Source organism: Stenotrophomonas pictorum JCM 9942 (assembly GCF_001431585.1).
In the GTDB taxonomy this organism is placed as follows: domain Bacteria; phylum Pseudomonadota; class Gammaproteobacteria; order Xanthomonadales; family Xanthomonadaceae; genus Stenotrophomonas; species Stenotrophomonas pictorum.
Genome location: NZ_LLXS01000007.1, coordinates 143174 through 165749, shown reverse-complemented (window position 1 = coordinate 165749; position 22576 = coordinate 143174). Strand labels below are relative to the sequence as shown.

14 protein-coding genes are annotated in these 22576 nt (G+C 68.3%); 7 read left to right on the top strand and 7 right to left on the bottom strand.

Translation table 11 applies throughout. The features are described from left to right. Positions 1–89: 89 nt before the first annotated feature. Complete coding sequence (locus ARC78_RS03210; protein ID WP_057505733.1) at positions 90–1292, bottom strand: amino acid aminotransferase; 1203 nt, start codon at positions 1290–1292, stop codon at positions 90–92. A gap of 175 nt (positions 1293–1467) precedes the next feature. Between ARC78_RS03210 and ARC78_RS03205 the strand changes: the two genes are divergently transcribed. Together ARC78_RS03205 and ARC78_RS03200 are read left to right on the top strand one after the other, a co-directional pair. After that, positions 1468–3600, top strand: a complete 2133-nt coding sequence (locus tag ARC78_RS03205) for a TonB-dependent receptor family protein (protein WP_057505722.1) — start codon at positions 1468–1470, stop codon at positions 3598–3600. A gap of 86 nt (positions 3601–3686) precedes the next feature. Beyond that, positions 3687–4085, top strand: a complete 399-nt coding sequence (locus tag ARC78_RS03200) for a hypothetical protein (RefSeq protein ID WP_057505721.1) — start codon at positions 3687–3689, stop codon at positions 4083–4085. 27 nt (positions 4086–4112) lie between these two features. Here the strand turns inward: ARC78_RS03200 and eda are convergent, their stop codons facing one another. Together eda and ARC78_RS03190 are read right to left on the bottom strand one after the other, a co-directional pair. Beyond that, entirely contained in the window at positions 4113–4751 is a 639-nt protein-coding gene (gene eda, locus ARC78_RS03195; RefSeq protein ID WP_057505720.1) for a bifunctional 4-hydroxy-2-oxoglutarate aldolase/2-dehydro-3-deoxy-phosphogluconate aldolase, read from the bottom strand. Further along, on the bottom strand, positions 4738–5760 hold the full coding sequence (locus ARC78_RS03190; protein WP_057505719.1) for a sugar kinase: 1023 nt from the start codon (positions 5758–5760) through the stop codon (positions 4738–4740). Before ARC78_RS03190 ends, eda begins: the two co-directional genes overlap by 14 nt. Positions 5761–6030: 270 nt before the next feature. On the opposite strand from ARC78_RS03190, the gene ARC78_RS03185 reads away from it, so the two are divergent. The 4 genes from ARC78_RS03185 (at position 6031) to ARC78_RS03170 (ending at position 17361) form a co-directional block, all read left to right on the top strand. Next, positions 6031–8781 (top strand): TonB-dependent receptor, encoded by a 2751-nt coding sequence (locus tag ARC78_RS03185; RefSeq protein WP_054659144.1) that lies wholly within the window; start codon positions 6031–6033, stop codon positions 8779–8781. Between the two features lie 264 nt (positions 8782–9045). After that, the gene (locus tag ARC78_RS03180; protein WP_241772642.1) at positions 9046–12207 is read left to right on the top strand and encodes a TonB-dependent receptor; all 3162 of its coding nucleotides are present in this window, start codon (positions 9046–9048) and stop codon (positions 12205–12207) included. Positions 12208–12456: 249 nt separating this feature from the next. After that, the gene (gene pelA / locus ARC78_RS03175) at positions 12457–13536 is read left to right on the top strand and encodes a pectate lyase (protein WP_089153166.1); all 1080 of its coding nucleotides are present in this window, start codon (positions 12457–12459) and stop codon (positions 13534–13536) included. 36 nt (positions 13537–13572) lie between these two features. Then, positions 13573–17361: a LamG-like jellyroll fold domain-containing protein gene (locus tag ARC78_RS03170; protein ID WP_199398890.1), complete on the top strand. Its 3789-nt coding sequence runs from the start codon at positions 13573–13575 to the stop codon at positions 17359–17361. Between the two features lie 49 nt (positions 17362–17410). Here the strand turns inward: ARC78_RS03170 and ARC78_RS03165 are convergent, their stop codons facing one another. From ARC78_RS03165 to ARC78_RS03150, 4 genes are all read right to left on the bottom strand, one after another. After that, positions 17411–18040 (bottom strand): cysteine dioxygenase family protein, encoded by a 630-nt coding sequence (locus ARC78_RS03165; protein WP_057505716.1) that lies wholly within the window; start codon positions 18038–18040, stop codon positions 17411–17413. A gap of 80 nt (positions 18041–18120) precedes the next feature. Next, positions 18121–18990 carry a rhamnogalacturonan acetylesterase gene (locus ARC78_RS03160; protein WP_057505715.1) on the bottom strand — a complete coding sequence of 290 codons (870 nt, stop codon included), beginning with the start codon at positions 18988–18990 and terminating at the stop codon, positions 18121–18123. Positions 18991–18998: 8 nt separating this feature from the next. Then, positions 18999–20606: a carboxylesterase/lipase family protein gene (locus ARC78_RS03155; protein ID WP_057505714.1), complete on the bottom strand. Its 1608-nt coding sequence runs from the start codon at positions 20604–20606 to the stop codon at positions 18999–19001. After that, a complete protein-coding gene (locus ARC78_RS03150) occupies positions 20603–21601 on the bottom strand; it encodes an alpha/beta hydrolase (RefSeq protein ID WP_057505713.1) in 999 nt (332 codons plus the stop codon). Before ARC78_RS03150 ends, ARC78_RS03155 begins: the two co-directional genes overlap by 4 nt. A gap of 131 nt (positions 21602–21732) precedes the next feature. Between ARC78_RS03150 and ARC78_RS03145 the strand changes: the two genes are divergently transcribed. After that, positions 21733–22560: a 2-keto-4-pentenoate hydratase gene (locus tag ARC78_RS03145; protein ID WP_054660792.1), complete on the top strand. Its 828-nt coding sequence runs from the start codon at positions 21733–21735 to the stop codon at positions 22558–22560. Positions 22561–22576 lie beyond the last annotated feature (16 nt).

Below are 22576 nucleotides of genomic sequence, written 5' to 3'. Positions count from 1 at the left end.
GCTGCGGACCTCGGGGGTGACGCCCGCCGGGAGACCAAAAAAGCCCGGGTTTCCCCGGGCTTTTTGTGTCACTGGCGCATGGCCGGTGCTCAGCTGCGGCTGACCGCGCACACGGCCTTGGCCACGTAATCCAGGTTGCCCTGGTTCAGTGCGGCCACGCAGATACGGCCGGTGCCGACGGCGTAGATGCCGTACTCGTCCCGCAGCGTATCCACCTGCGCGCGGCTCAGCCCCGAGTAGGAGAACATGCCGGCCTGCTGCTGGATGAAGGCGAACTCCGGTGCGCCCAGTTCGGCCAGTTTGGCCACCAGTCCGGCGCGCAGGGCGTGGATGCGGGTGCGCATCTGGCCCAGTTCCTCTTCCCACATCGCGCGCAGCTCGGTGCTGCCCAGCACCCCGGCCACCAGCGCGGCACCGTGGGTGGACGGGCTGGAGTAGATCGTGCGGATGATGCGCTTGATGTGCGACTGCACCGCCCTGGACTGCGCGGCGTCGGCCGCGACCACCGACAGCGCGCCGACGCGCTCGCCATACAGCGAGAACGACTTGGAGTAGGAGTTGGCGACGATGAAGCTGTCGATGCCGGCCTCGGCGACGATGCGCACGGCCACGCCGTCCTCGGCGATGCCCTTGTCAAAGCCCTGGTAGGCCATGTCGATGAACGGGAACAGCTGGTGTTCCTTCAGCAGCGCGGCGACCTGCTTCCACTGCGCCTCGGTCAGGTCCGCGCCGGTCGGGTTGTGGCAGCAGGCGTGCAGCAGCACCGTGGTGCCCGGTGCCAGCTTGGCCAGGTCGGCGAGCATGCCGTCGAAGTCCAGGCCGTGGCGGGCGGCGTCGAAGTAGGTGTAATCCACCACCTTGAAACCGGCCGCGGTGAACACCGCACGGTGGTTTTCCCAGCTCGGGTTGGAGATGGCCACGGTGGCGTGCGGCAGCGTGTGGGCCAGCAGCTCGGCGCCCACGCGCAGCGCGCCCGAACCGCCCACGGTCTGGGTGGTGGCGACGCGGCCGGCGGCAACCAGTTCCGAGTCCTTGCCGAACACCAGCTCGCGGGTGGCCGAGGTATAGGCGGCCAGGCCGTCGATCGGCAGGTAGCCGCGCGGTTTGGCCTCGGCGGCCAGCTGCTGTTCGATCTGTTTGACCGCGCGCAGCAGCGGAATACGGCCGCTCTCGTCGTAGTAGATGCCCACGCCCAGGTTGACCTTGGTCGGGCGGGTATCGGCGTTGTAAGCGTCGGTCAGACCCAGAATCGGGTCGCCAGGAACCTGTTCCACAGTTGCAAAGAAGGACACGGCGGTACTCGTATCAAGTGGCGGGAAGTGGGGGCGGTCCGGCGCGAAAGCATGCAGCGGCGGCCAGAACCGCGTCATCGTAGCAGGGCTGGAAGCCGCTGACGGCAGGGTTTCAGCTGGAACTTCCGCTTCCGCGGCGCTGCCGCCGCCGTGCCGGATCGGCGATCATTGCGCGATGACGGCATGTAAGCGTTTTTTCCTGTTTTCCGGGCTGCTCGCGGCCCTGCCCGCCGCCGCGCAAGAGCCCGCGCCGGAAGCGCAGACGCTGGACCGCGTGCAGGTGCAGGCGGCCCGGGTGCGGGCGCTGGCCGATGTCGAACTGCCGGCGGCCATCACTACGGTGAACGTGGACAGCGACCACAACGGCCGGGGCGCGCTGCTTTCCGAAGTGCTGGCCGGGGTGCCCGGCCTGCTGGCGCGCGAACGGCAGAACCTGGCCCAGGACACGCAGCTGTCGATCCGTGGCTTTGGCGCGCGTTCGAGCTTCGGTGTGCGCGGCGTGCGGCTGCTGGTCGACGGGGTGCCGGCAACGATGCCCGACGGCCAGGGCCAGCTGTCGCATTTCAACCTGCTCGGTGCCGAGCGTGTGGAGGTGCTGCGCGGGCCGTTCTCGGCGCTGTATGGCAACGCCTCCGGCGGCGTGTTGCAGCTGTGGAGCGCAGAAGGCCAGCCCGGTGATCCGTGGCGGCTGCGCAGCAGCTATGGCGCCCATGCCACGTCCAGCAGCGGCGTGCAGCTCAAGGGCCAGGCCGCTTCGATGCACTACAACGTGGCCGCCAACCACTTTTCCACTGCGGGCTGGCGCCGGCACAGCGCCGCGCGGCGCGAATCGCTCAACACCCGGCTGGATTTCGATCTGGCCCCCGGCCAGTGCCTGGCGCTGCTGTTCAACGCGCTGGAGGCACCGCACGCGCAGGATCCGCTGGGCCTGAGCGCGGCGCAGGTGCGCGAGAACCCGCGCCAGGCCACGGCGGTGGCACGCCAGTACAACACTCGCAAATCGGTCGCCCAGCAGCAGGCCGGCCTGGTCTACACGCGTGAGCGCGGGCGGCAGACCTGGCGGCTGATGGGCTATGCCGGGCAGCGCGCGGTCGAGCAGTTCCTGGCCATTCCGCCGGGGCCGCAGAACAGCCCGCTGCACGCGGGCGGGGTGATCGATCTGGACAGTGGTTACGGCGGCCTGGACGCGCGCTGGGCCTGGCAGGGCACGCTGGCCGGGCAGCCGCTGGATCTGGTGGTGGGTGCCAATGCCGACCGCCAGCGCCAGCACCGGACCGGCTACGAGAACTTTGTCGGCGACACCGTGGGGATCAAGGGGCGGCTGCGCCGCGACCAGCATGACCGGGTGTGGAATATCGACCAGTTCGCGCAGGCGTGGTGGCAGTTCAGTCCGCGCGGGTCGGCATTGCTGGGCGCGCGCCACAGCCAGGTGCGGTTCGCCTTGCGTGACCACTACCGCACCGCGGCCAATCCCGACGACAGCGGCCAGCGCGACTATGCGGCGACCACGCCGGTGGCCGGGCTGGTGTTCCGCGCCACGGACGCCCTGCGCCTGTATGCCTCGGCCGGGCATGGCTTCGAGACCCCGACCTTCAACGAGCTGGGCTACCGCGCCGATGGCGGTGCCGGGCTGGCGCTGGATCTGGCCGCGGCGCGCAGCCGCAGCTACGAGCTGGGCGGCAAATGGCACGGGCACAGCGGGGCGCGGCTGGAACTGGCGCTGTTCCGTGCCGACACCGAGGACGAACTGGCGGTGGCGGCCAATGTGGGCGGCCGCAGCAGCTACCGCAATATCGGCGCCACCCGCCGCCAGGGCGTGGAGCTGGACTGGCGCCAGCCGGTCGGCGCAGCGCAGGAACTGCAACTGGCCGCGACCTGGCTGCAGGCCACGGTGCGCGAGGGCTATCTGACCTGCACCGGCGTGCCGGCGCCATGCACCACGCCGCGCAACCGCGTCGCCGCGGGAACCCGCCTGCCGGGCGTGCCGCGCCAGCAGCTGTCCGCGCGCTGGCAGTGGCAACCGGGGACCTGGCACTGGGCGGCCGAACTGGTTGCCGCCAGTGACCTCGGCGTCGACGATCGGGGCGATGCGCGCGCGCCCGGCCACACTCTGGTGAATCTGGAGGCGGCCCGGCAGTGGTCCACCCCGCACGGCCCGCTGCGCGCGTTCGCCCGGCTGGACAATGTGCTGGACCAGCGCCACATCGGCTCGGTCATCGTCAACGACGGCAACCAGCGCTACTACGAGCCCGGCCCGGACCGCAGCGTCACGGTGGGCGTGCAATGGCAGTGGACGCGGCAGCGGTGAACAGCTCACCTCCGGGTAACGGTGCGATCACGACCCGCTGACGGCGGTGGCGGTAACTGTGTCCACCCCGCAGGGAGGTTCGTGCCATGTACCGTCCAGAGCATCCGGAATACCGCTCCGCCCCCCGGCTGTTCAATGCCCATCTGGGGGCGATACGCCGCGGTGTTTTCAAACGCCGCGCGGCCGATGCCGACGAGGTGGCGCAGGACTTCCTGCAATACAGCCTGGCCGACTACGCCAAACGCCGCCGCCAGGGATTCACCCGCTGGCGGGATGTCTATCCGGCCTATGCCTTCGCGCTGGCCAGCCATGCCGCCGACTGGCCGCGGGGCACCGGGGACACCGAGGCCGAACTGGCCGCGTACTGGGAGCAGGCGCGCGGCGAATCGCGCTTGAAGTGGGACCAGGCCCGGGCGGTGATCGAGGACGCGTGGCTGGCCCTGGACCGCATGCCGGCGGCCGCGGTCCACAGCCGTCCGCTGTAACCGGCGCAGGAGGCGCCGGCGGGTGGATCAGCCGGCCAGCACGGCCGCTTCGCGCGCCAGCTGCTCGATCCGGGCCCAGTCGCGTGACTGCAGCAGCTCGCCGGTGGTCAGCCACGAGCCGCCCACGCACAGCACGTTGGGCAGGTGCAGGAACTGTGGCGCGGTCTGCGCGCTGATCCCGCCGGTCGGACAGAAGCGCACATCGCCGAACGGGCCGTTCCACGCCGACAGCATCGCCGCGCCGCCGGCCTGCATCGCCGGGAAGAACTTGAACGTGTCCAGGCCGTGCTCCAGTCCGCGCATCAGCTCCGAGGAGGTGGCCACGCCGGGCAGGAACGGCAGGTCGACATCACGCGCGGCGGCATAGAGCCGGTCGGTGGCGCCGGGCGAAACCGCGAAGCGGCCACCCACGGCCTTGAGCTGCTCCAGCTGCCGGCCTTCGAGCACGGTGCCGGCGCCGATCACCGCCTCGGGCACGGCCTCAACCATCGCCTTGATCGCGTCCATCGCGCGCGGGGTGCGCAGGGTCACCTCGATCACCGGCAGACCCCCGCGGAACAGCGCGTTGGCCACCTGCACCGCATCGTCGATGTCGTTGGGGGTGAACACCGGAATCACCGGTGCCAGTTTCAGGATTGCGCGCACGCGCGGATCAGCGCCGGACATCGAATTTTCCTTCGCCCACCAGGGCCATCACGTCGGCGACGCCGACCGGGTTGAAGTCACCGGGAATGGAGTGTTTCAGGCAGCCGGCGGCCAACCCGAAGCGGATCGTGGCCCCGGCATCGAAGCCTTCGATCAGCCCGTGCAGCACGCCGGCGGCAAACGCGTCACCGCCACCGATGCGATCGACGATGCCGGTCAGCGTCTCTTCCGGGGCGATGGCACGGGTGCCGTCGCGGCCGAGCAGCATCGCGCCGAGCGAATGCCGGTCCACGCTGTGCGCGGTGCGCTGGGTGCACGCCATGTACTGCAGGCGCGGGAAGGCGGCAAAGGCCATCGCCGCGGCCGCATCCACGCGCGCCTGGGCATCGGCCTGCGCGAACTGCCCGCCGAGCACCACACCGATGTCGCGGTAGTCGGCGAACCCGATATGCGCGCAGTCGAACAGGTCGCGCAGGATCGCCGTGGCATCGCCACCCCAGCGCTCCCACAGCTTGGGCCGGAAGTTGCCATCGAAGGACACCTTGATCCCCATCGCCACCGCCGCGCGGGCCGCATCCAGCGTGGCCTGTGCGGCCTCCGGGCCAAGCGCCGGGCTGACCCCGGACAGGTGCAGCCACTGCGCGCCGTGCAGCAGCACCGGCCAGTCATGGCTGTCGGCGCGGGCGTTGGCGAAGGCCGAATCGGCGCGGTCGTAGACCACCTCGCTGGGCCGATGGCCGGCGCCGGTGGTCAGGAAGTACAGGCCCATGCGGCCCTCGCTGCGTCGCACGCGACTGGTGTCGAGCCCGTGCCGGCGCAGCTCGCCGGTCACCGCCGCGCCCAGCGGGTTGTCGGCGACCACGCTGACCATCGCCACGTCGTGGCCGAAGTGGGCCAGCGACACGCCGACATTGGCCTCGGCGCCGCCACAATGCACCTCCAGCGCCGGGCTCTGCAGCAGCAGCTGGTTACCGGGGGCGCCCAGCCGCAACAGCAGCTCGCCAAAGCAGACCACACGGGGGAAATTCATCAAGCGCTCCTGCTTGCAGTCGATTTCCGGGAATGATGGCACGGAAGTTTGACCATCGGTGTCATAAGTGGATCCTGTCCCTGCTGTCCTGTCCCGCACTGCCCGCCAGCAGTGCCTGGACAACGGTTTGGCACGCGTTTTCCCCCTGCTGCAGTGCAAGATGCTCCTCTTTCACGCAGCTGCTACTTTCCGTTTTGACTAGCGGTGTCATTCAGCGGATGACACAACAAGAACACCGCATCACATGTAGACCTTGGAGAGGGGAAGCACATGGATCCACGTAACGCGAAGAAAAAGACACCGGTTACCTTGCTCGCTTTGGGCATCAGCCTGGCCCTGCACTCCGGTGCCGTGCTGGCGCAGGATGCCGGCGGCGCAGCCGCGACCGAACTGGACACCGTCACCGTCACCGGCTACCGCGCCAGCGTCGAGAAGGCGCTGGACATCAAACGCGGCGAGAGCGGCGTGGTCGATGCGGTGGTTGCCGAGGATATCGGCAAGTTCCCCGACAGCAACCTGGCCGAGTCGCTGCAGCGCATCCCCGGCGTGGTGATCACCCGGGATGGCGGCGAAGGCCGCAACATCTCGGTGCGTGGCCTGGGTCCGGATTTCACCCGCGTGCGCATCAACGGCCTGGAAGCGCTGAGCACGGTCGGCAGCAGCGACGGCCAGGGCGGCACCAACCGCGGCCGCGGTTTCGATTTCAACGTGTTCGCCGCGGACCTGTTCTCGCAGCTGATCGCGCGCAAGACCGCCTCGGCCGATGTCGAGGAAGGCTCGCTCGGTGCCACGGTCGATCTGCGTACCGCGCGTCCGTTCGACTATGACGGCCTGACCATCGTCGGCAACGTGCAGGCCGGTTACAACGATGCCTCGCAGTCGGCGATGCCGCGCTTTGCCGGCCTGATCGCCAACAGCTGGGCCGACGGCAAGTTCGGCGCGCTGCTGTCGGTGGCCTACTCGGAGCGGGAGACCGTCGAGGAAGGCTCCGGCACCGTGCGCTGGGCCGGTGGCGGCACCAATGGCGGCTTCAACGCGGCCTCGCCGTTCAAGGACGCGCTGAAGACGGATGTGTATGCGCCGCGTTTCCCGCGCTACACGCTGATGGAGCATGACCAGAAGCGTCTGGGCGTAACCGGTGCACTGCAGTTCAAGCCGTCCGACCGCACCACCTTCAGCCTGGATGCGCTGTACTCCAAGATCGACGCCAAGCGCGACGAGAAGTACATCGAGGCCAACGGCCTGAGCAAGTCGTCCAACGACGGCAAAAAGGAAATCCTGGTCACCGATGGCGAGGTGCGCAACGGCGCGCTGGTCTACGCCAGGATGGACAACGTCGATATCCGCGCCGAAAACCGCCACGACGAGTGGAGCACGGACTTCTACCAGATCAGCCTGGATGGCGAGCACCGTCTGAGCGACAACTTCACCATCACCGGCAAGGTGGGTACCTCGCGCTCCAAGCACGACAACCCGGTCCAGGCCACGGTCATGATGGACAAGCTCAATGTCCAGGGCTACAGCTACGACTACCGCGGCAACGTCAACAAGCCGGTGTTCAACTACGGCGTGGATCCGACCGATCCCAATGGCTGGACCCTGTCCACGATCCGCCTGCGCCAGAACTACGTGACCAACGAGTTCGACAACGGCCAGCTGGAGTTCTCGTGGGTGATCGGGCCCTCGTTCACGCTGGAAGGCGGCGTGCAGGCCAAGAACTTCGGCTTCGATTCGATGGAGCGTCGCCGCGTCGGCAACGAAACCGTGGTGCCGACCTTCAACGGCAGCAAGATCGTGCCGGTCAACATGACCGAACTGGCCGCGCTGCAGGGCATGACCGGCGCACCGGGCAAGTGGGTGGTGCCGAACTTCAACGGCATCGCCAGCGAGTTCGACATCCTCAGCGGCGAAGGCATCTACGCGCTGGCCGACTACAACGCCAGCATCCGCAACGTGCAGGAGCAGGATCGCGGCGCCTGGCTGATGGGTAAGTTCGGTTTCGACATCGGTGCGGTGCCGGTCTCGGGCAACCTCGGCGCGCGTTACGTCAAGACCAAGCAGACCTCCACCGGCGTGGCCACGGCCAGCGGTACGCCGATCACCACCACCGTGACCCGTGAGTACAACGACTTCCTGCCCTCGCTGAACCTGGTGGCCGAGATCACCCCGGACTTCCTGGTCCGCTTCGGTGCGGCCAAGGTGATGTCGCGTCCGGGCCTGGGCAGCCTGACGCCGGGTGTGACGGTCAGCGTCAGCGGCAGTGCCAAGACGGTCAGTGGCGGCAACCCGCTGCTGGATCCGGTGCGCGCCAAGACCGCCGACCTGGGCTTCGAGTGGTACTTCAATGAAGGGGCGATGCTCGGTGTCGGCCTGTTCTACAAGGACATCGAGAGCTTCATCCAGAACACCCGCGAAACCCGTCCGTATGCGAGCAGCGGCCTGCCGGCCAGCCTGCTGGAGAACCTCAACGCCGCCGTCACCGACGATTTCGTGTTCAGCACCCCGGTCAACACCCCCGGTGGCGACCTGACCGGCGTGGAGTTCAACTACACCCAGCCGTTCACCTTCCTGCCGGGCAAGTGGTCCAACCTCGGCACGCAGCTGAACTACACCTACGTCGAATCCAAGATCCAGTACGTCACCGGCGCCGGCGTCCTGGCGCAGAAGGCCGACCTGACCGGTCTGTCGCGCAACTCGTGGAACGCCACCCTGTTCTATGAAGGCGAGAAGTGGTCCAGCCGCGTCTCGGCGACCAACCGCGACGACTACCTGATCCAGGTGCCGGGCACCGAAGCCGGTTTCGACAGCAAGGGCCTGGGTGTGCATGGCCAGAGCGGCACCACCTTCGTCGATGCCTCGATCCACTACCGCATCAGCGACCAGCTGGAGATCAGCCTGGAAGGCGCCAACCTGACCAACGAAGCCCAGGAATCGTGGGTGGCCAATCCGTCGGTCTCGCTGCCGCTGGAATACAGCGAAACCGGCCGCCAGTACACGCTGGGCCTGCGCTACAAGTTCTGACCGTTCCACCGGGCCTGTGAAGGGCCGGGTCGCCCCCACCGACCCGGCCCTGTTCCGTTGTCCACAGCGCGGCGCTGCCGGCGTCCGGCAGACCGCTCCTGCGCGGTTGCGTCTGTGCGCTGCTGGACCTGTGCTGGCGTATCGAACACTCCCCGGCCCGTGCTGGCCGGGGCTGCCAGCGCGATCAGCCCTCGCCACCGCCCCTGCTTCGTTGCCACGTTGACCGAGTCCCTCCGGGGAGGAGCCCATTACATGGATCGTCGTATGCGCCAGATCAGAAAGACACCGGTTACCTTGCTTGCCCTCGCCATCACTTCGGTGCTGGCGACCCCGGCCGCACTGGCCCAACAGGCCACCGTGCCGGCCAGCCCGACCGAACTGGACGGGTTGACCGTCACCGGCTACCGCCAGAGCCTGCAGAAATCGCTGGACGAGAAGCGCTATTCGACCGAACAGGTCGATGCCATCTATGCCGAGGACATCGGCAAGTTCCCCGACCAGAACCTGGCCGAGTCGCTGCAGCGCATCGCCGGCGTGTCGATCGACCGCGAGGGCGGTGAAGGCCAGCGCATCTCGATCCGCGGTCTGGGCTCGGACTTCACCCGGGTGCGCCTGAACGGACTGGAGGCGCTGGCCACCGCCGGCAACGGCAGCAGCGGCGTCAACCGCAGCCGCGGCTTCGACTTCAACACCTTCGCCTCGGAGCTGTTTTCCCAGGTCAAGGTCAACAAGACCCAGTCGGCGCAGATGGACGAAGGTTCGCTGGGCTCGACGGTGGACCTGCGCGGCTCGCGTCCGTTCGATTTCGACGGGTTCCAGGCCTCGGCCAGCGCCCAGGCCGGATACAGCGAGCTGGCCAGGGACTACGATCCGCGCGTGTCGGCGCTGATCAGCAACACCTGGGCCGATGACCGCTTCGGCGCGTTGCTGTCGGCGTCCTACAGCAAGCGCAACGTCTACGAGGAAGGCTACAACCCGGTGCGCTGGGAGCACGGCAACCACCGCAACTCCAACCAGTCCAACGCCGCCAACAACGGCACCTACGGCTTCTGTTCACCGCTGGGCTACAACCCGCAGACGCCGCGCAATCCGGCCTCCAACGAGACCCCGGCCGGCAGCGGCAGCCAGGCCAACCAGGACCGCAACAACGGCTGGGGCAGCTACGGCATCAGCGCCACCCATTGCGGCACCGGCCTGCCACGCCCGACGGCCACCGCCGCGAACATCGCCGCCTACGAGACCGCCACCAACGCCTGGATCCCGCGCTACCCGCGCTATATCCGCACCGCGCACGAGATCGAGCGGCTGGGCGTCACCGGCGCGCTGCAGTTCAAGGTTTCCGACGACACGCTGCTCAGCTTCGATGCGATGTACTCTCAGCTGGACAAGGACCAGCGCGAGGATTCGCTCGGCGCCAACCTGCACCGTGCCGCCAACCTCGGCGGCAAGACCCAGATCGTGGTGCGCGAGGCCGAGGTGGATGCGCAGAACCGGCTGGTCTATGGCGTGTTCGACAACGTCGACTTCCGCACCGAGTCCAGCCAGATCCAGGAATCGACCCGATTCCAGCAGTACAGCCTGAACCTGGACCACCACTTCAACGACGCGGTGAAGCTCGAAGCGCAGGTCGGCCATTCCCGCTCAGACTACGAGCGCCCGGTGTTCTCGCTGGTCAGCTTCGACAACAGCAACATCGACGGCTTCGTGATGGACATGCGCAACGGCGGCGACATGCCGGCCATGACCCTGCCGTTCGCGCTCAATGATCCGGCGGCGTGGTCGTGGCTGGGCTACGGCGCGGTGCCGGTCAACAGCAATGGCACCTCGCGCGGCAGCAACATCAGCGAAGTGCGCCTGAATCCGAGCTACGTCAGCAACGCCTTCGACACCGCCAAGCTCGACCTGCAGTTCAACCTCAATCCGACCTTCACCCTGCGTACCGGCCTTGCCTACAAGGACTACGACATGGCGTCGGAAGAGTACCGACACATCAGCTACGGCCGCCTGGCCCAGGCGCTGCCGGCCGGGGTGAGCATCGCCGACCTGAGCACCACGCTGACCGGCTTCGGCAAGAACCTGTCGGGCAATGTGCCCAGCGGCTGGCTGGTGCCGGATTTCGACAAGATCGCCACGCTGCTGGACATCAACTGCAACTGCGACAAAGGCGTGCAGGGGGGCGACTACCGGTTGGCCGGTGTTGGCCACTTCGGCGCGTCCAACAACAACTTCGAGGTCAACGAAAAGAGCCTGGGCGGCTACCTGCAGCTGGATTTCAACACCGAGCTGCTGGATCGCGCGTTCCGCGGCAACCTGGGCGTGCGCGTGGTCGATACGCAGATCAGCGCCTCGGGCTGGGCGCCGTGCAACGCAGCCACGACGGGCAACAACTCGGCCAACTGCGAGTCGTTCTTCGGCGTGGCCAGTGCCACCGCCGCGGCCGGCGAGCGCTCGCTGGTGCGCTCGATCGTCAACCACAGCTACCAGGACGTGCTGCCCTCGCTGAACCTGGCCTGGGACGTGGCCGAGAACGTGGTGCTGCGCTTTGGCGCGGCCAAGACGATGGCGCGGCCGACCCTGGCCTACCTCTCGCCCAGCGTCAGCGGAGGCCCCACCGGCTACTTCGACGACGGCCGCGTGTTCGCCATCAACCTGGGCAATCCCAAGCTTGATCCGTTCCGTTCGACCAACTACGACCTGAGCGCGGAGTGGTACTTCGCCGAAGGCGCGCTGCTGTCGGCGGCGGTGTTCTACAAGGACATCGAAAGCTATGTGCAGCGCACCCGCCTGCTGACCACCTGGGGCGACATGGGCTACTCGCTGGATCTGCTGCCGGCCGGCTTCACCGCCGACACGCTGTTCAACGTGCAGAGCTACTACAACACCCCCGGTGGCCCGCTGAAGGGCTACGAGCTGACCTACCAGCAGCCCTTCACCTTCCTGCCGGGCATCTGGAGCAAGTTCGGCATCCAGCTGAACTACACCCACGTCGAGTCGAGCATCAAGTACATGTTCAGCACGGCGGCCAACAGCAACACCAGTGTCACCACCACCTTCACCGAGAACGACCTGGTCAACCTGTCGCCGAACTCGTACAACGCCACCCTGTACTACGACGACGGCACCTTCAGTGCGCGTGTCTCCACCAGCTACCGCGACGGCTATATCGGCGAGATCCTCAGCCGCGAGAACGTCTGGGACCTGGATGGCAAGCAGCTGACCACCGCCGATGTGACCGGCAAGGACAGCGTGCGCAACGTCGACTTCAACATGTCCTACCGCCTGAGCAAGAAGCTCTCGCTGACCTTCGAGGCGATCAACCTGCTCGATACGCCGGACAGCCGCTACGTCGATTCGTCGTTGCAGCTGGCCGACCGCTACACCGTCACCGGCCGCCAGTACTACCTCGGTGCCCGCTACAAGTTCTGAGCAAGCGCCCGCCGCGCGGCGCAGGCGCCCGCGCCGCGCGGGTCTGCTGCGGTGGCGACGGTGTGGGACACCGGGGGTGTTTCCGCTACCGGTGTCTGTCGCCCCGGCTGCGGTGCCCGACACCGGGTGCCGCAACCAGGGCGCCGGCGCTGACCGCCGTGGGCGGGTGCCCTGGTTGCGCACCCTGACGGAGGCGCACGCCGGCGGCGCCTCCCGTGCGCGGATCCCGGGCGACTGGAGACCTATCCGATGAATGCAGTGCTTCGATTCCTACGCGCTTTGCTGCTGGCGACACTGCTGACACCGGCCGCGACCGTGCACGCGGCCGCCCCCACCGATCCGCAGGCCGAGACCATGCTGCTGCTGCAGACCGCCTCCGGCGGCTGGTCCAAGCACTACCGCGGCAAGGCGGTGGACTACCGTCGCCCGCTCAGCGCGGTCGAACGTGACGCGCTGCGCGCGCCCGGGCGCAAGGACGATGCCACGCTCGACAACAAGGCCACCACGTCGGAGATCCGCTATCTGCTGCAGGCCCATGCTCGTACCGGCAACCCGGCCTATCTGCAGGCCGCGCGGCGCGGGGTGAGCTATCTGCTGGCCGCGCAGTATCCCAACGGCGGCTGGCCGCAGTACTACCCGGACCGTTCGTTCTACCGCCACCAGATCACCTTCAACGACGATGCCATGACCCGGGTGCTCGAGCTGCTGCAGGACATCGTCGAGTCACGCGATGAGGCGGCACTGCTGGCGCCGGAGTTCGGCTCCGCCGCACAGGCCGCGCTGGCACGTGGGCTGGACTGCGTGCTGGCCACCCAGGTGCGCATCGAGGGTCTGCCGACCCTCTGGGCGGCGCAGTACGACGAGGTCACGCTGCTGCCGGCCAAAGCGCGGTCCTACGAGCTGCCGTCGCTGGCGGTGGCCGAATCGGTCGGTGTGCTGCGGTTGCTGATGCGCCAGCGCGATCCCTCACCGGCACAGGTGGCCGCGGTGGAGGCGGGCGTACGCTGGTTGCAGGCGCACCGGCTGCCGGATGTGGCGCTGGAGAGGGTCGACGCGCCCGAACAGGAAAGTGGACGCGATGTGCGGATCGTGCAACGGCCCGGCGCATCGCTGTGGGCGCGGTTCTACGACCTGCAGCACCAGCAGCCGATGTTCGTCAATCGTGACGGCGTGCAGGTTGCGCAGTTCGCGGCCATTCCCAACGAGCGCCGTGTCGGCTATGCGTGGTATGGAGTGTGGCCGGAGAAACTGCTGCGCAGCGAATGGCCGGCATGGCGTGCGCGCTGGGGCGTGTCGCCGCACGGCGCCCCGGCACCCGCGGTGCAGTGACGGCAGTGAAGAAACATGTGTGGAAAGAGTGAGCTGATGAACCCGAAGACTTGTTTGCGTCCCTCCCTTCTGGCCTGCGCGCTGGGCATGCTGCTGCAGGCGCCCACGGCATGGGCGGCACCGGCCCAGTTGCTGTTCCAGGTGTCCGCCGATGAGGGGTTTGTCGCCGATCGCGCCGCGGGCGATGCCACCCCCAACTTCCAGGACAAGGTGAAGATCGTCGCCGACGGCGCGCGGGGCAGCGCGATCGAGTGGGCCGATGATGGCGTGCTGTCGTGGAATGCGCCGGGCAACATCCACGCCCAGCGCGGCACGCTGTCGTTCTTCTGGCGTTCGCGTTATGCCGTGGGCGAGGCGCCGTTCGTGATCTTCCGCGTCGGCTATGCCGACCACAGCAGCTGGGACATGGCCTGGCTGCGCATCGACTGGAACGGCCACGGCTTCGATGCTTTCGTCACCGACGCCAACCTGGCGCGCACCCGCGTCTCGTTCAAGCTGGATAAAAACCCGTCGCCACAGCAGTGGCAGCACATCGCTTTCGGCTGGGATGAAGACCACGGCGTCAAACTTTTTGTCGATGGCAAGGAAGTGGCACGCGCGCAGACCACCGGCGACTACGATGCGGCGCTGGACCAGCTCGGCCTGGCCGGGCGGGTGATGGCGCCCTACCAGGTGCAGAGCCGCTACAACTTCCTGCGTGGCAGCGACTTCGACGAGATCCGCGTCTACGACCGCCTGCTCGATGGCGAGGCGGTGGCCGCCCTCGCCCGCCATGCCGAACCGCCTGTGGCGCCCACCGTCGCGCCCTCTCAGCGCAGCTGGTGGCATCGTCACGGCTGGGAAGGCGCGCCGCCACCGGCGCTTGCCGCGTCGACCACGACGATCCGCAAGGTCGAGTTTGCCGACGTCAAGGACCTCAAACAGTGGATGTGGAAAGGCACCGACGGTATCGCCGAGACCACCTGGCCGGGCGTCTACAACCGCTCGCGGTTGGCCGGGCGTGACGACTATTTCCAGCTGCCGGACTGGAACACCTATGTCGAGGGCGGCCAGCAGCTGGACCTGACCGTGCCCGACGGTGAAACCATCAACCGGGTGGAGATCCGCGGCGCCGCATTCGGCACCCTGGCTGGCACCGCCGGAACGCTGTTCACCCGGCCGCAGGGCGTGGTGCGCAGTGTCGACAGCTTCGCCGCGCAGCGCGGCGGTCAGCTGCACTTCCGCAACACCGAGCAGGAAACGCCGATCCAGGAGATCTGGGGCTACCACGTCAGCGACGCCGCCGAGCCGGCAGGCACGGTCAAGCAGCGCTACCTGATCGACAGCAGCGTGCTGCCCGATTACACCAACATCGCCGCGCTGCGGGCGTATATCGACGGCCGTTATCCACAGGCCGAACGCAGCACGGTGATGGCGCTGCCCAAGGGGGCCGGGGCACGCAAGCGCGGCGCCGGCACCTTGCCGGCCGATCCGCTGCCGATCGTGCATGTGCTGATTCCCTCCGGCGTGGGTGATGCACCGGCCGCGCAGCCGCTGATCCGCAGCTGGGCGCACAGCTGGGAGAACATGCATGACGGCCTGGACGGGGTGGCCATCGACATTCCGGCGCTGGACCTGCCGGCCACGCACGACGGACTGATCCCGCTGAACATCCGCATCAAGGACCCGATCTGGCCGGCGCGCGACATGATCGACGTATCGGTCTCGGTCAAACCCGGGCAGAAGCGCACGCTGTGGCTGGACCTGCGTGACCGCATCCTCACCGCCGACAGCCTGTGGATCTCGGTGGCCTCGGCGGCACCGGGCTTCAATGCCGCATCACTGGATGGTGGCGAAGTACGCCTTGTATTCAAGGACCGCAAGCAGGCGCTCGGTGAACACGTGGCCGACCGCTTCAACCAGGTACGCGACAACTGGGGTTTCCTGGTCGAGGAGCACACCACCTCCAAGCGCCAGCGCCTGTACGCGCGCGTCTATGCGGATCTGAGCGACCTGCTGCGGGTGGATCCGGACCACGAACTGGGCCGCCTGTACTGGAACTACATCAGCTACAACAGCCAGGGCAAGCCGCCGTTCGCGCAGCCGGCCGCGCCCAAGGGCGTGCCGCTGTGGGCGTTCCGGCAGACCGAAGACCTCAAGTACGTGCGCCGTTTCATCGACTGGTGGATCGAGAACCGCCAGGTCGCCTATGGCGATTTCGGCGGTGGCCTGTCCGATGATTCGGACCTGGTGCAGCAGTGGCCGGGACTGGCCTTGATGGGCGTGCAGCCGGACAAGCTCAACGCCTCGCTGACCGCGCTGTCCGATGCGATCTACCGCAACGGCATGTTCGCCAACGGCCTGAGCACGATCGAGACCGACGAGCTACATTCCTACGAGGAAGGCATCAACGCCAACAGCGCGATGCTCTACCTCAACTGGGGCGATCCGCTGACCGTCGAACGGCTGATGGAAACGGTCAAGGCCTTCGACGAGCGCATCATTCTGCCCAATCCGCAGGGCCACCTGCTGTTTTCCAGCAACTGGTTCGGCGGCAACAAGGTCTACCGCGAGCCGAACTGGCAGTGGCAGAAGCCGTACTCGTTCCCGGCGTTGCATCCGGCCTTCCTGATCGGCGAGTACAACGCCGATCCGACCGGTCGCAAGCTGGTCACCGGCCTGGCCGACAGCTGGCTGGCGCACGCCTACACCGACGACAAGGGCCGCTTCACCTTGCCCAATGAAATCAACTGGGCGACCGGGCAGACCCGTGGCGGCGAGTTGAACCAGGGCTCGGGCAGTGGCGATGTGATGCACACGTTCTGGGCCGCGTGGCGCTGGAGTGGTGACGACAGATATCTGCAGGGGCTGGACTACCGCGTGCAGCGTGGTGGCCCCGGCGCGCTGTCCAACCTGGGCGAGAACCTCGTGCAGGTGCTGGGCCGCGAACAGGACTGGGGCAAGCAGCTGATCACCGAGGCCGACAACGGTGGCGGCGGCTTCGCCAGCGTGACCGCCTGGCAGCTCACCGGCGACACCCGGTACCTGGAGCAGCTGCACGCCGAGGGCATCCAGGCCAAGGCGCAGCGCGAATACATGAACACCGAAGGCCACTGGTGGAGTGACCGGGTCGAGGCGCCTAGCGAGTTCCTGCAGCGCGCGCGGCTGGGCGGTATCGCGCTGAAGCGCAACCAGAGCTGGCCGGGGCACACGGTGAGCTGGAGCTTTGCCGACGCTGCCGCCGCCGAGCAGGTCGCGCTGCTGGTGGACGCGCCCTCGCCCGAGCGCTTCAGCGTCACCGCCTACAACCTCAGCGGCCGCAAGCAGGCGGTGCAGATGACCGGCTGGAACGTGGCCGCCGGCCGCTGGCAGGTGCGCAGCGGCATCGATGCCGATGGCGACGGCCGCATCGACGGGCGGGTGCAGCTGCGTGAGATCGATTTCGAAAAGAGCATGGCCACGCCACTGGAATTCGTGCCGGGCAAGACCCAGCGTTTCGAGTTCGAACGGATCCAGGCCGGCACCCCGGTCAGCGGGCGTGCCGATCTGGGCATCGGCCGCGGCGATCTGCGCATCGAAGGCGACACGCTGCATCTGACCGTGCACAGCCTGGGCCATGTCGCCACCGTCCCCGGCGTGGCCGTGGTGCGCGATGCCCGCGACCGGGAAGTGACGCGGGCGGTGATTCCGGCGCTGCCGGCGCCCAGTGACCTGCTGCCCAAGACGGTGACCGTGCAGCTGCCGTTGCCGGCCGGTTTCGTGCGCGCAGGGGCGCGCGTGCAGGTGCTGCAGGACGGCGAGGTGGCCGAGGTGACGGCGCTGAACAACAGCCTGCCGCTGCAGTGAGGTAGCCCTGGGTGCCCCCGCACCTGGCCGGTGCGGGGGCACCCAGGGCCTAGCCGCCGCTGGCCACCGCGGTGCGCTGGGCCGGCGCGGTCTCGGTCTGCAAATCGCGGGTTTCGCGCAGATACCAGTGCGGGTGGGCCGGATCGGGCAGGAACACCGTGCAGCGCTCCATCACCTGCTGGTAGACGTGCACCGACACCGCGATCTGATCGGGGCTCGGGTTGCAGATGGTGTGGTACTCGTGCGGCGGGATCAGGCAGCCGGCGCTGCCGCGTCCGGCCAGCAGCCCGCGCCCGGCCCGGAACTGGAACCGCTCGCCGGCCTGCTCCTGCAGCGCGTACTGGGTGATCTGCAGCGTGCCGTTCCAAACGCCTTCCACGCACCACAGCCCGCTGTGGTCATGCAGCGGGGTCGCCTGCCCCGGGCCCCAGGTCATCGCCACCACGCTGTAGCCATGCATAGGGCTGCGATACAGCTCGCGGCGGGCGTAGTGATCGTGGACGGGCTCGTGCACGCCCGCCGGCAGGACGATCTGGTCGTCGGCGATCGCCTCGCGCAGTACCTGCTCCACGGTGTGGGTGATCGCCTTGATGCCGGGCTGCTGGATGGCCTGGTCGAGCGCGGCCAGCAGGCGCTTGCGGCCCGGGAACGGCGGGTAGCGGTGGAGGTCATCATGCATCAGTCGATATTAAGCCAGAGCGGTTATCGCTGTGTTCCGAGGCCCGCGCCGGGTGGAGCATGGACGCCATCCGAGAGTTCTCAGGGGATCAGGTTGCGGCGCAGCGCCGGCACCTGCTGCGCCAGCTCGTCGGCCACCATTGCCGCAAAGAAGCCGGCGCCTTCCGGACCGAGGTGGGTGTAGTCGAAGGCGATCTTGGCCTGGCCCATCGGCTCGATCGCGTTGGCATCGACCCCGCCGGGCGCCGGCGTACCGGGTGCTGGCGGCGCGCCGATGGTGGTGCCGGCCTGCGCCGCGCTGACCTGGACCGGCAACGCCGGCGCCTGGGCAAAGCGCATCGCCTGCACCGGGCCCATCCCCTGCACCGCCGCCGTGCTGCGCGCATGCAGATCCACCAGCGGCACGTCCAGCTCGGTGGCGACGCGGCGCGTGGCGTCTGCCCACGGTGCCAGATCGTCGATCAGCACCCCGGCGCGGAACTGGCGCCGGGTCAGCGGTGTGAGCAGCACCGGCACGGCGCCGGCGGCGCGGACCTCGCGCACGTAGCGGCGCAGGTTGTCCGGGAATTCGTGCTGCAGATCGGTCGAGCGTCCCGGCTTGCCGGGCTGGTCGTTGTGACCGAACTGGATCAGCACATGCACGTCGCGGTAGGCACCGGGCCGCATCTCCTGCAGGGCGATGTCCCACGAACCCTCGGCACGGTAGTTGTAACTGCTGCGACCGCCGCGGGCCAGGTTCACGCAGCTCAGGAACGCGCTGACGTGGCGCGCGCAGAATGCCGGGCCCCAGCCGCCCTGCACCGCCGTGGTGGAATCGCCGACCAGCACGATCTTGCTGGCGCGGATCGGGGTGGGCGTGGGCCGCTCGGTGATGGACGGATCCAGCGCGGCGCAGGCCACTGCCGGCGTCAGCGCCAGGGCGAGAGAAAACAGCAACGGTCGCAAGGTCATGATCGGGCTCAGAAGGTACCGCGCTGGATGAAGGGGGCCTGCTGGTAGAGCCGGCGTTCGCCGCCGCGCGGATCGTCCATCTGCCGGCTCGGCGTGTCGAACACCATGGTCTGGCGGCGTGCCAGTCCGTAGCGGTCCCAGCGCGGCAGACCGGCATGGTTGGGGTCGCCGGTGCGGGCCAAGGCCAGCAGCGCGTCGCTCATGCTGTCGGACAGCTGTTGCATCGCGGCCCCGCTGCCGGTGCGCGAGCCGGGCTGGGCGTTGTTGTGGAACACCAGCGGAATATCCAGCGTGTGGAAGGCGCGCAGCGCGGCGGCGTCGCCGTCGCGGTCGTACCCGTCCAGCTGGTAGGCCCAGGTCGGCGCGCCCTGCCGGGCGCGCGCTTCCAGCTCCTCGACCGCGCCGCGCCACGAGCGGCCGGCGGTGGTGGCGGCAAAGAACACCTCCGAGGGCGTGTACTGCGGGTACAGCCGCCGGTATTCGGCGATCACCACCGAGGGCAGCAGGTCGACGTACTGCTGGGCTTCCAGTTTGGCCGGCAGTTCTTCCCAGCTGAGCGCATGGTGCTTGGGGTCGTTGCCGAGGAAGGCACGGGTCTCGTCGCGGGTGTTGCCGATCACCATCGGGATGCCGGCCGACTGCGCGGGGGCCTGCGGCCAGAACGGATGTACCGGCAGGTTGCGGGCATCGAGCACCGGCCCCAGGTACAGCGCGGTGTTCTCCACGCGCGAGGGATCGCGCAGCTTCACCGCTTCGAGCAGCTGCGCCATCGGCAGGCGCCGCAGCGTTTCGGCATCACCCTGGAAATGGTCCAGCACCTGCTGCGCGCGCTGGCTGGCCGCGCGCGGGCCAGCGGCGGTGACCTGCTGCCCGCTCATCGTCCACGCCTTGTGGAACAGACCCTGCGCGGCCGGCATCGCCATCAGCGTGGCGATCTTGGCGCCGCCGCCGGACTGGCCGAACACGGTGACGTTGCCGGCATCGCCGCCAAATTCCGCGGCGTGCTGGCGCACCCACTGCAGCGCCTGCACCAGATCCAGCTGGCCGACGTTGCCGGAGTCGGCAAAGCGCTCGTCGCCGAGCTGGGCCAGATAGAGGTAGCCGAACAGGTTGAGGCGGTGGTTGACGGTGACCACCACCACATCGCCGCGCCGGCAAAGATTGCCGCCGTCGTACAGCGGATCGCTGCCGGAGCCGTTGTTGTAGGCGCCGCCGTGGATATAGAACAGGATCGGCCGCTTGCCGCCGTCGCGCAGCGCCGGGGTCCAGACATTGAGGTAGAGGCAGTCCTCGCTGCCCGGACCTTCGCTCCCGCCCTGCGGTGCGGCCGGGCCGTAATCGAGCGCATCGCGGATGCCACGCCACGGTGCTTCCAGCAGCGCCGGCTGGAACCGGCGCGGTGCGGTATCGCCGCCATAGGGAATGCCGCGGAATACATGGACGCCCTGCTCGGTCTGCCCGGCGACCCTGCCGCTGCGCAGCCGTGCGATCGGGCTGGGGCTGGCCGGCGTGCCTGCAAGGGCGGGGCTGCCCAGACCGGCGGCGATACCCAGCAGCGCGCTGCGGCGCAGGAAGTCGCGCCGGGCCGGGGCCGGGGGAGAAGAGGTCGTGCTCATCGGTTCGCCTCCGGCGATTGTGCGGCGATCCAGGCCAGCGCCAGCTGCGGCCAGACGGCGGTGGTCAGGCCGGCTGTGCCGCGCGTGCCAAAGCCATGTCCACCCCGCGGGAACAGGTGCATTTCGCTGGGGATGCCGGCCTGTTGCAGGCGGTGGTAGAACAGCAGGCTGTTGCCGACCGGCACCACCTCGTCATCGGCGGCGTGCAGCACGAAGGTCGGCGGTGTGCTTGCGCTGACCTGCTGCTGCATCGAATAGCGCTGCCGCAGTGCAGGGGTATCGGCGCCACCGAGCAGCCGTTCGCGCGAGCCGGCATGGCTGTCGGGCCCTTCCATGTCGATCACCGGATAGACCAGCAGCTGGAAATCCGGCCGGGCGCTGACCGTGTCGATGGCATCGGTGGCCGGGTATACCGGCGTATCGAAGCCGTTGCCCAGCCGCGCCGCCAGGTGGCCACCGGCGGAAAACCCCATCACCCCGATCCGCCGCGGGTCGATGCCCCAGTCGCCGGCGCGGTGGCGGATCAGCCGCAGCGCGCGCTGCGCATCGGCCAGTGCCGCCTCGCGGTCGGCGCGGCCTTCGCCGGGCAGCCGGTAACGCAGCACGAACAGGGTCATCCCGCCCTGTTCGACGAACGCCGGCACCAGCGCGGTGCCCTCCTTGTCCAGCACCACCCGCTGGTAGCCGCCACCGGGGATCACCAGCAGCGCGCTGCCGTTGGGCCGGGCCGGTCGGTAGGCCACCAGATAGGGCGCGCTGACATGGTCGATATAGCGGTCCGGCAGCGCCGGATCGGTGCTGCGCTCGACGATGCGCGGTGCTTGCGGCAGCGGCTTGTCTCCCGGTGGCACCTCCTGTGACCACAGCGCGATCCGGTCGGCCGATCCCGGCTCCGGTTCGGTGGCCGCGGCCAGTCCCGGAATTGACCACAGAAAAGCCAGAACAGTCGCAAGACGCTTTGAATGCAAGGGTTTGGGGAGTTTCCGGTTCGGCATCGAGGGAGGCATGCAAGGAGGGAACGGGCGGGTCTGGTGCACTGCACATTGCCAGATGACACCGGTTTACCATATACAGCCAGTCACGGCACTGTCGATGCGCGGTGCAGCAAAGCCATCAGGAGACTCACTTGAGCAACGACCAGGACAGCCAGGACCCGCAGACCGCAGGGCTGGACGCTATTGCCCGCAGCTTTGTCGATGCCCGCCGCAGCGGCGCATCGCTTCCGGACTTCCCGGGCGAGATCCCGGAGGATCTGGTCACCGCCTACCGGGTGCAGGACTTGGCCATCGCCCGCTGGGACGATGCGGTGGTGGGCTGGAAGGTCGGTTTCATCGCGCCGGAGCGCCGCGATGGGTCCGGTGACGAGCGCCTGCTGGGCCCGGTGTTCTCGCGCCATCTCTGGAATGCTACCGGTGGCATCAACGACATTCCGGTGTTTTCCGGCGCCGGCGGTTTTGCCGCGGTCGAGGCCGAGTACGTGCTGCAGCTGCAGGCCGATGCCCCGGCAGACAAGCTGGAGTGGACGCCGGAGGAAGCGGCGGCGTTGCCGGCACGGATGTTCATCGGCGTGGAAGTGGCCAGCAGCCCGCTGGCCACGATCAACCAGCTCGGCCCGCGGGTGGTGGTGTCGGATTTCGGCAACAACAATGGCCTGGTGCTGGCGGCGGAGATTCCCGACTGGACGGCGCTGGACGAATCGCAGCTGCGTGCCAGCACCGAGATCGACGGTGAGGTGGTCGGCACCGGCGGCGCGGGTAACCTGCCCGGAGGGCTGCGCGCGGCCTATGCGTTCGCGCTGTCGCGTTCGGCCAGGCGCGGGCGGCCGCTGAAGAAGGGCGAGCTGATCGCCACCGGCAATGCCACCGGCATCCATGACATCGCGGTGGGCCAGCAGGCGGTGATCCGCTTTGAAGGCCATGGCGATATTTCCTGCAAGGCTGTGGCGGCCGGCTGACCGGTCCGTACAGCGG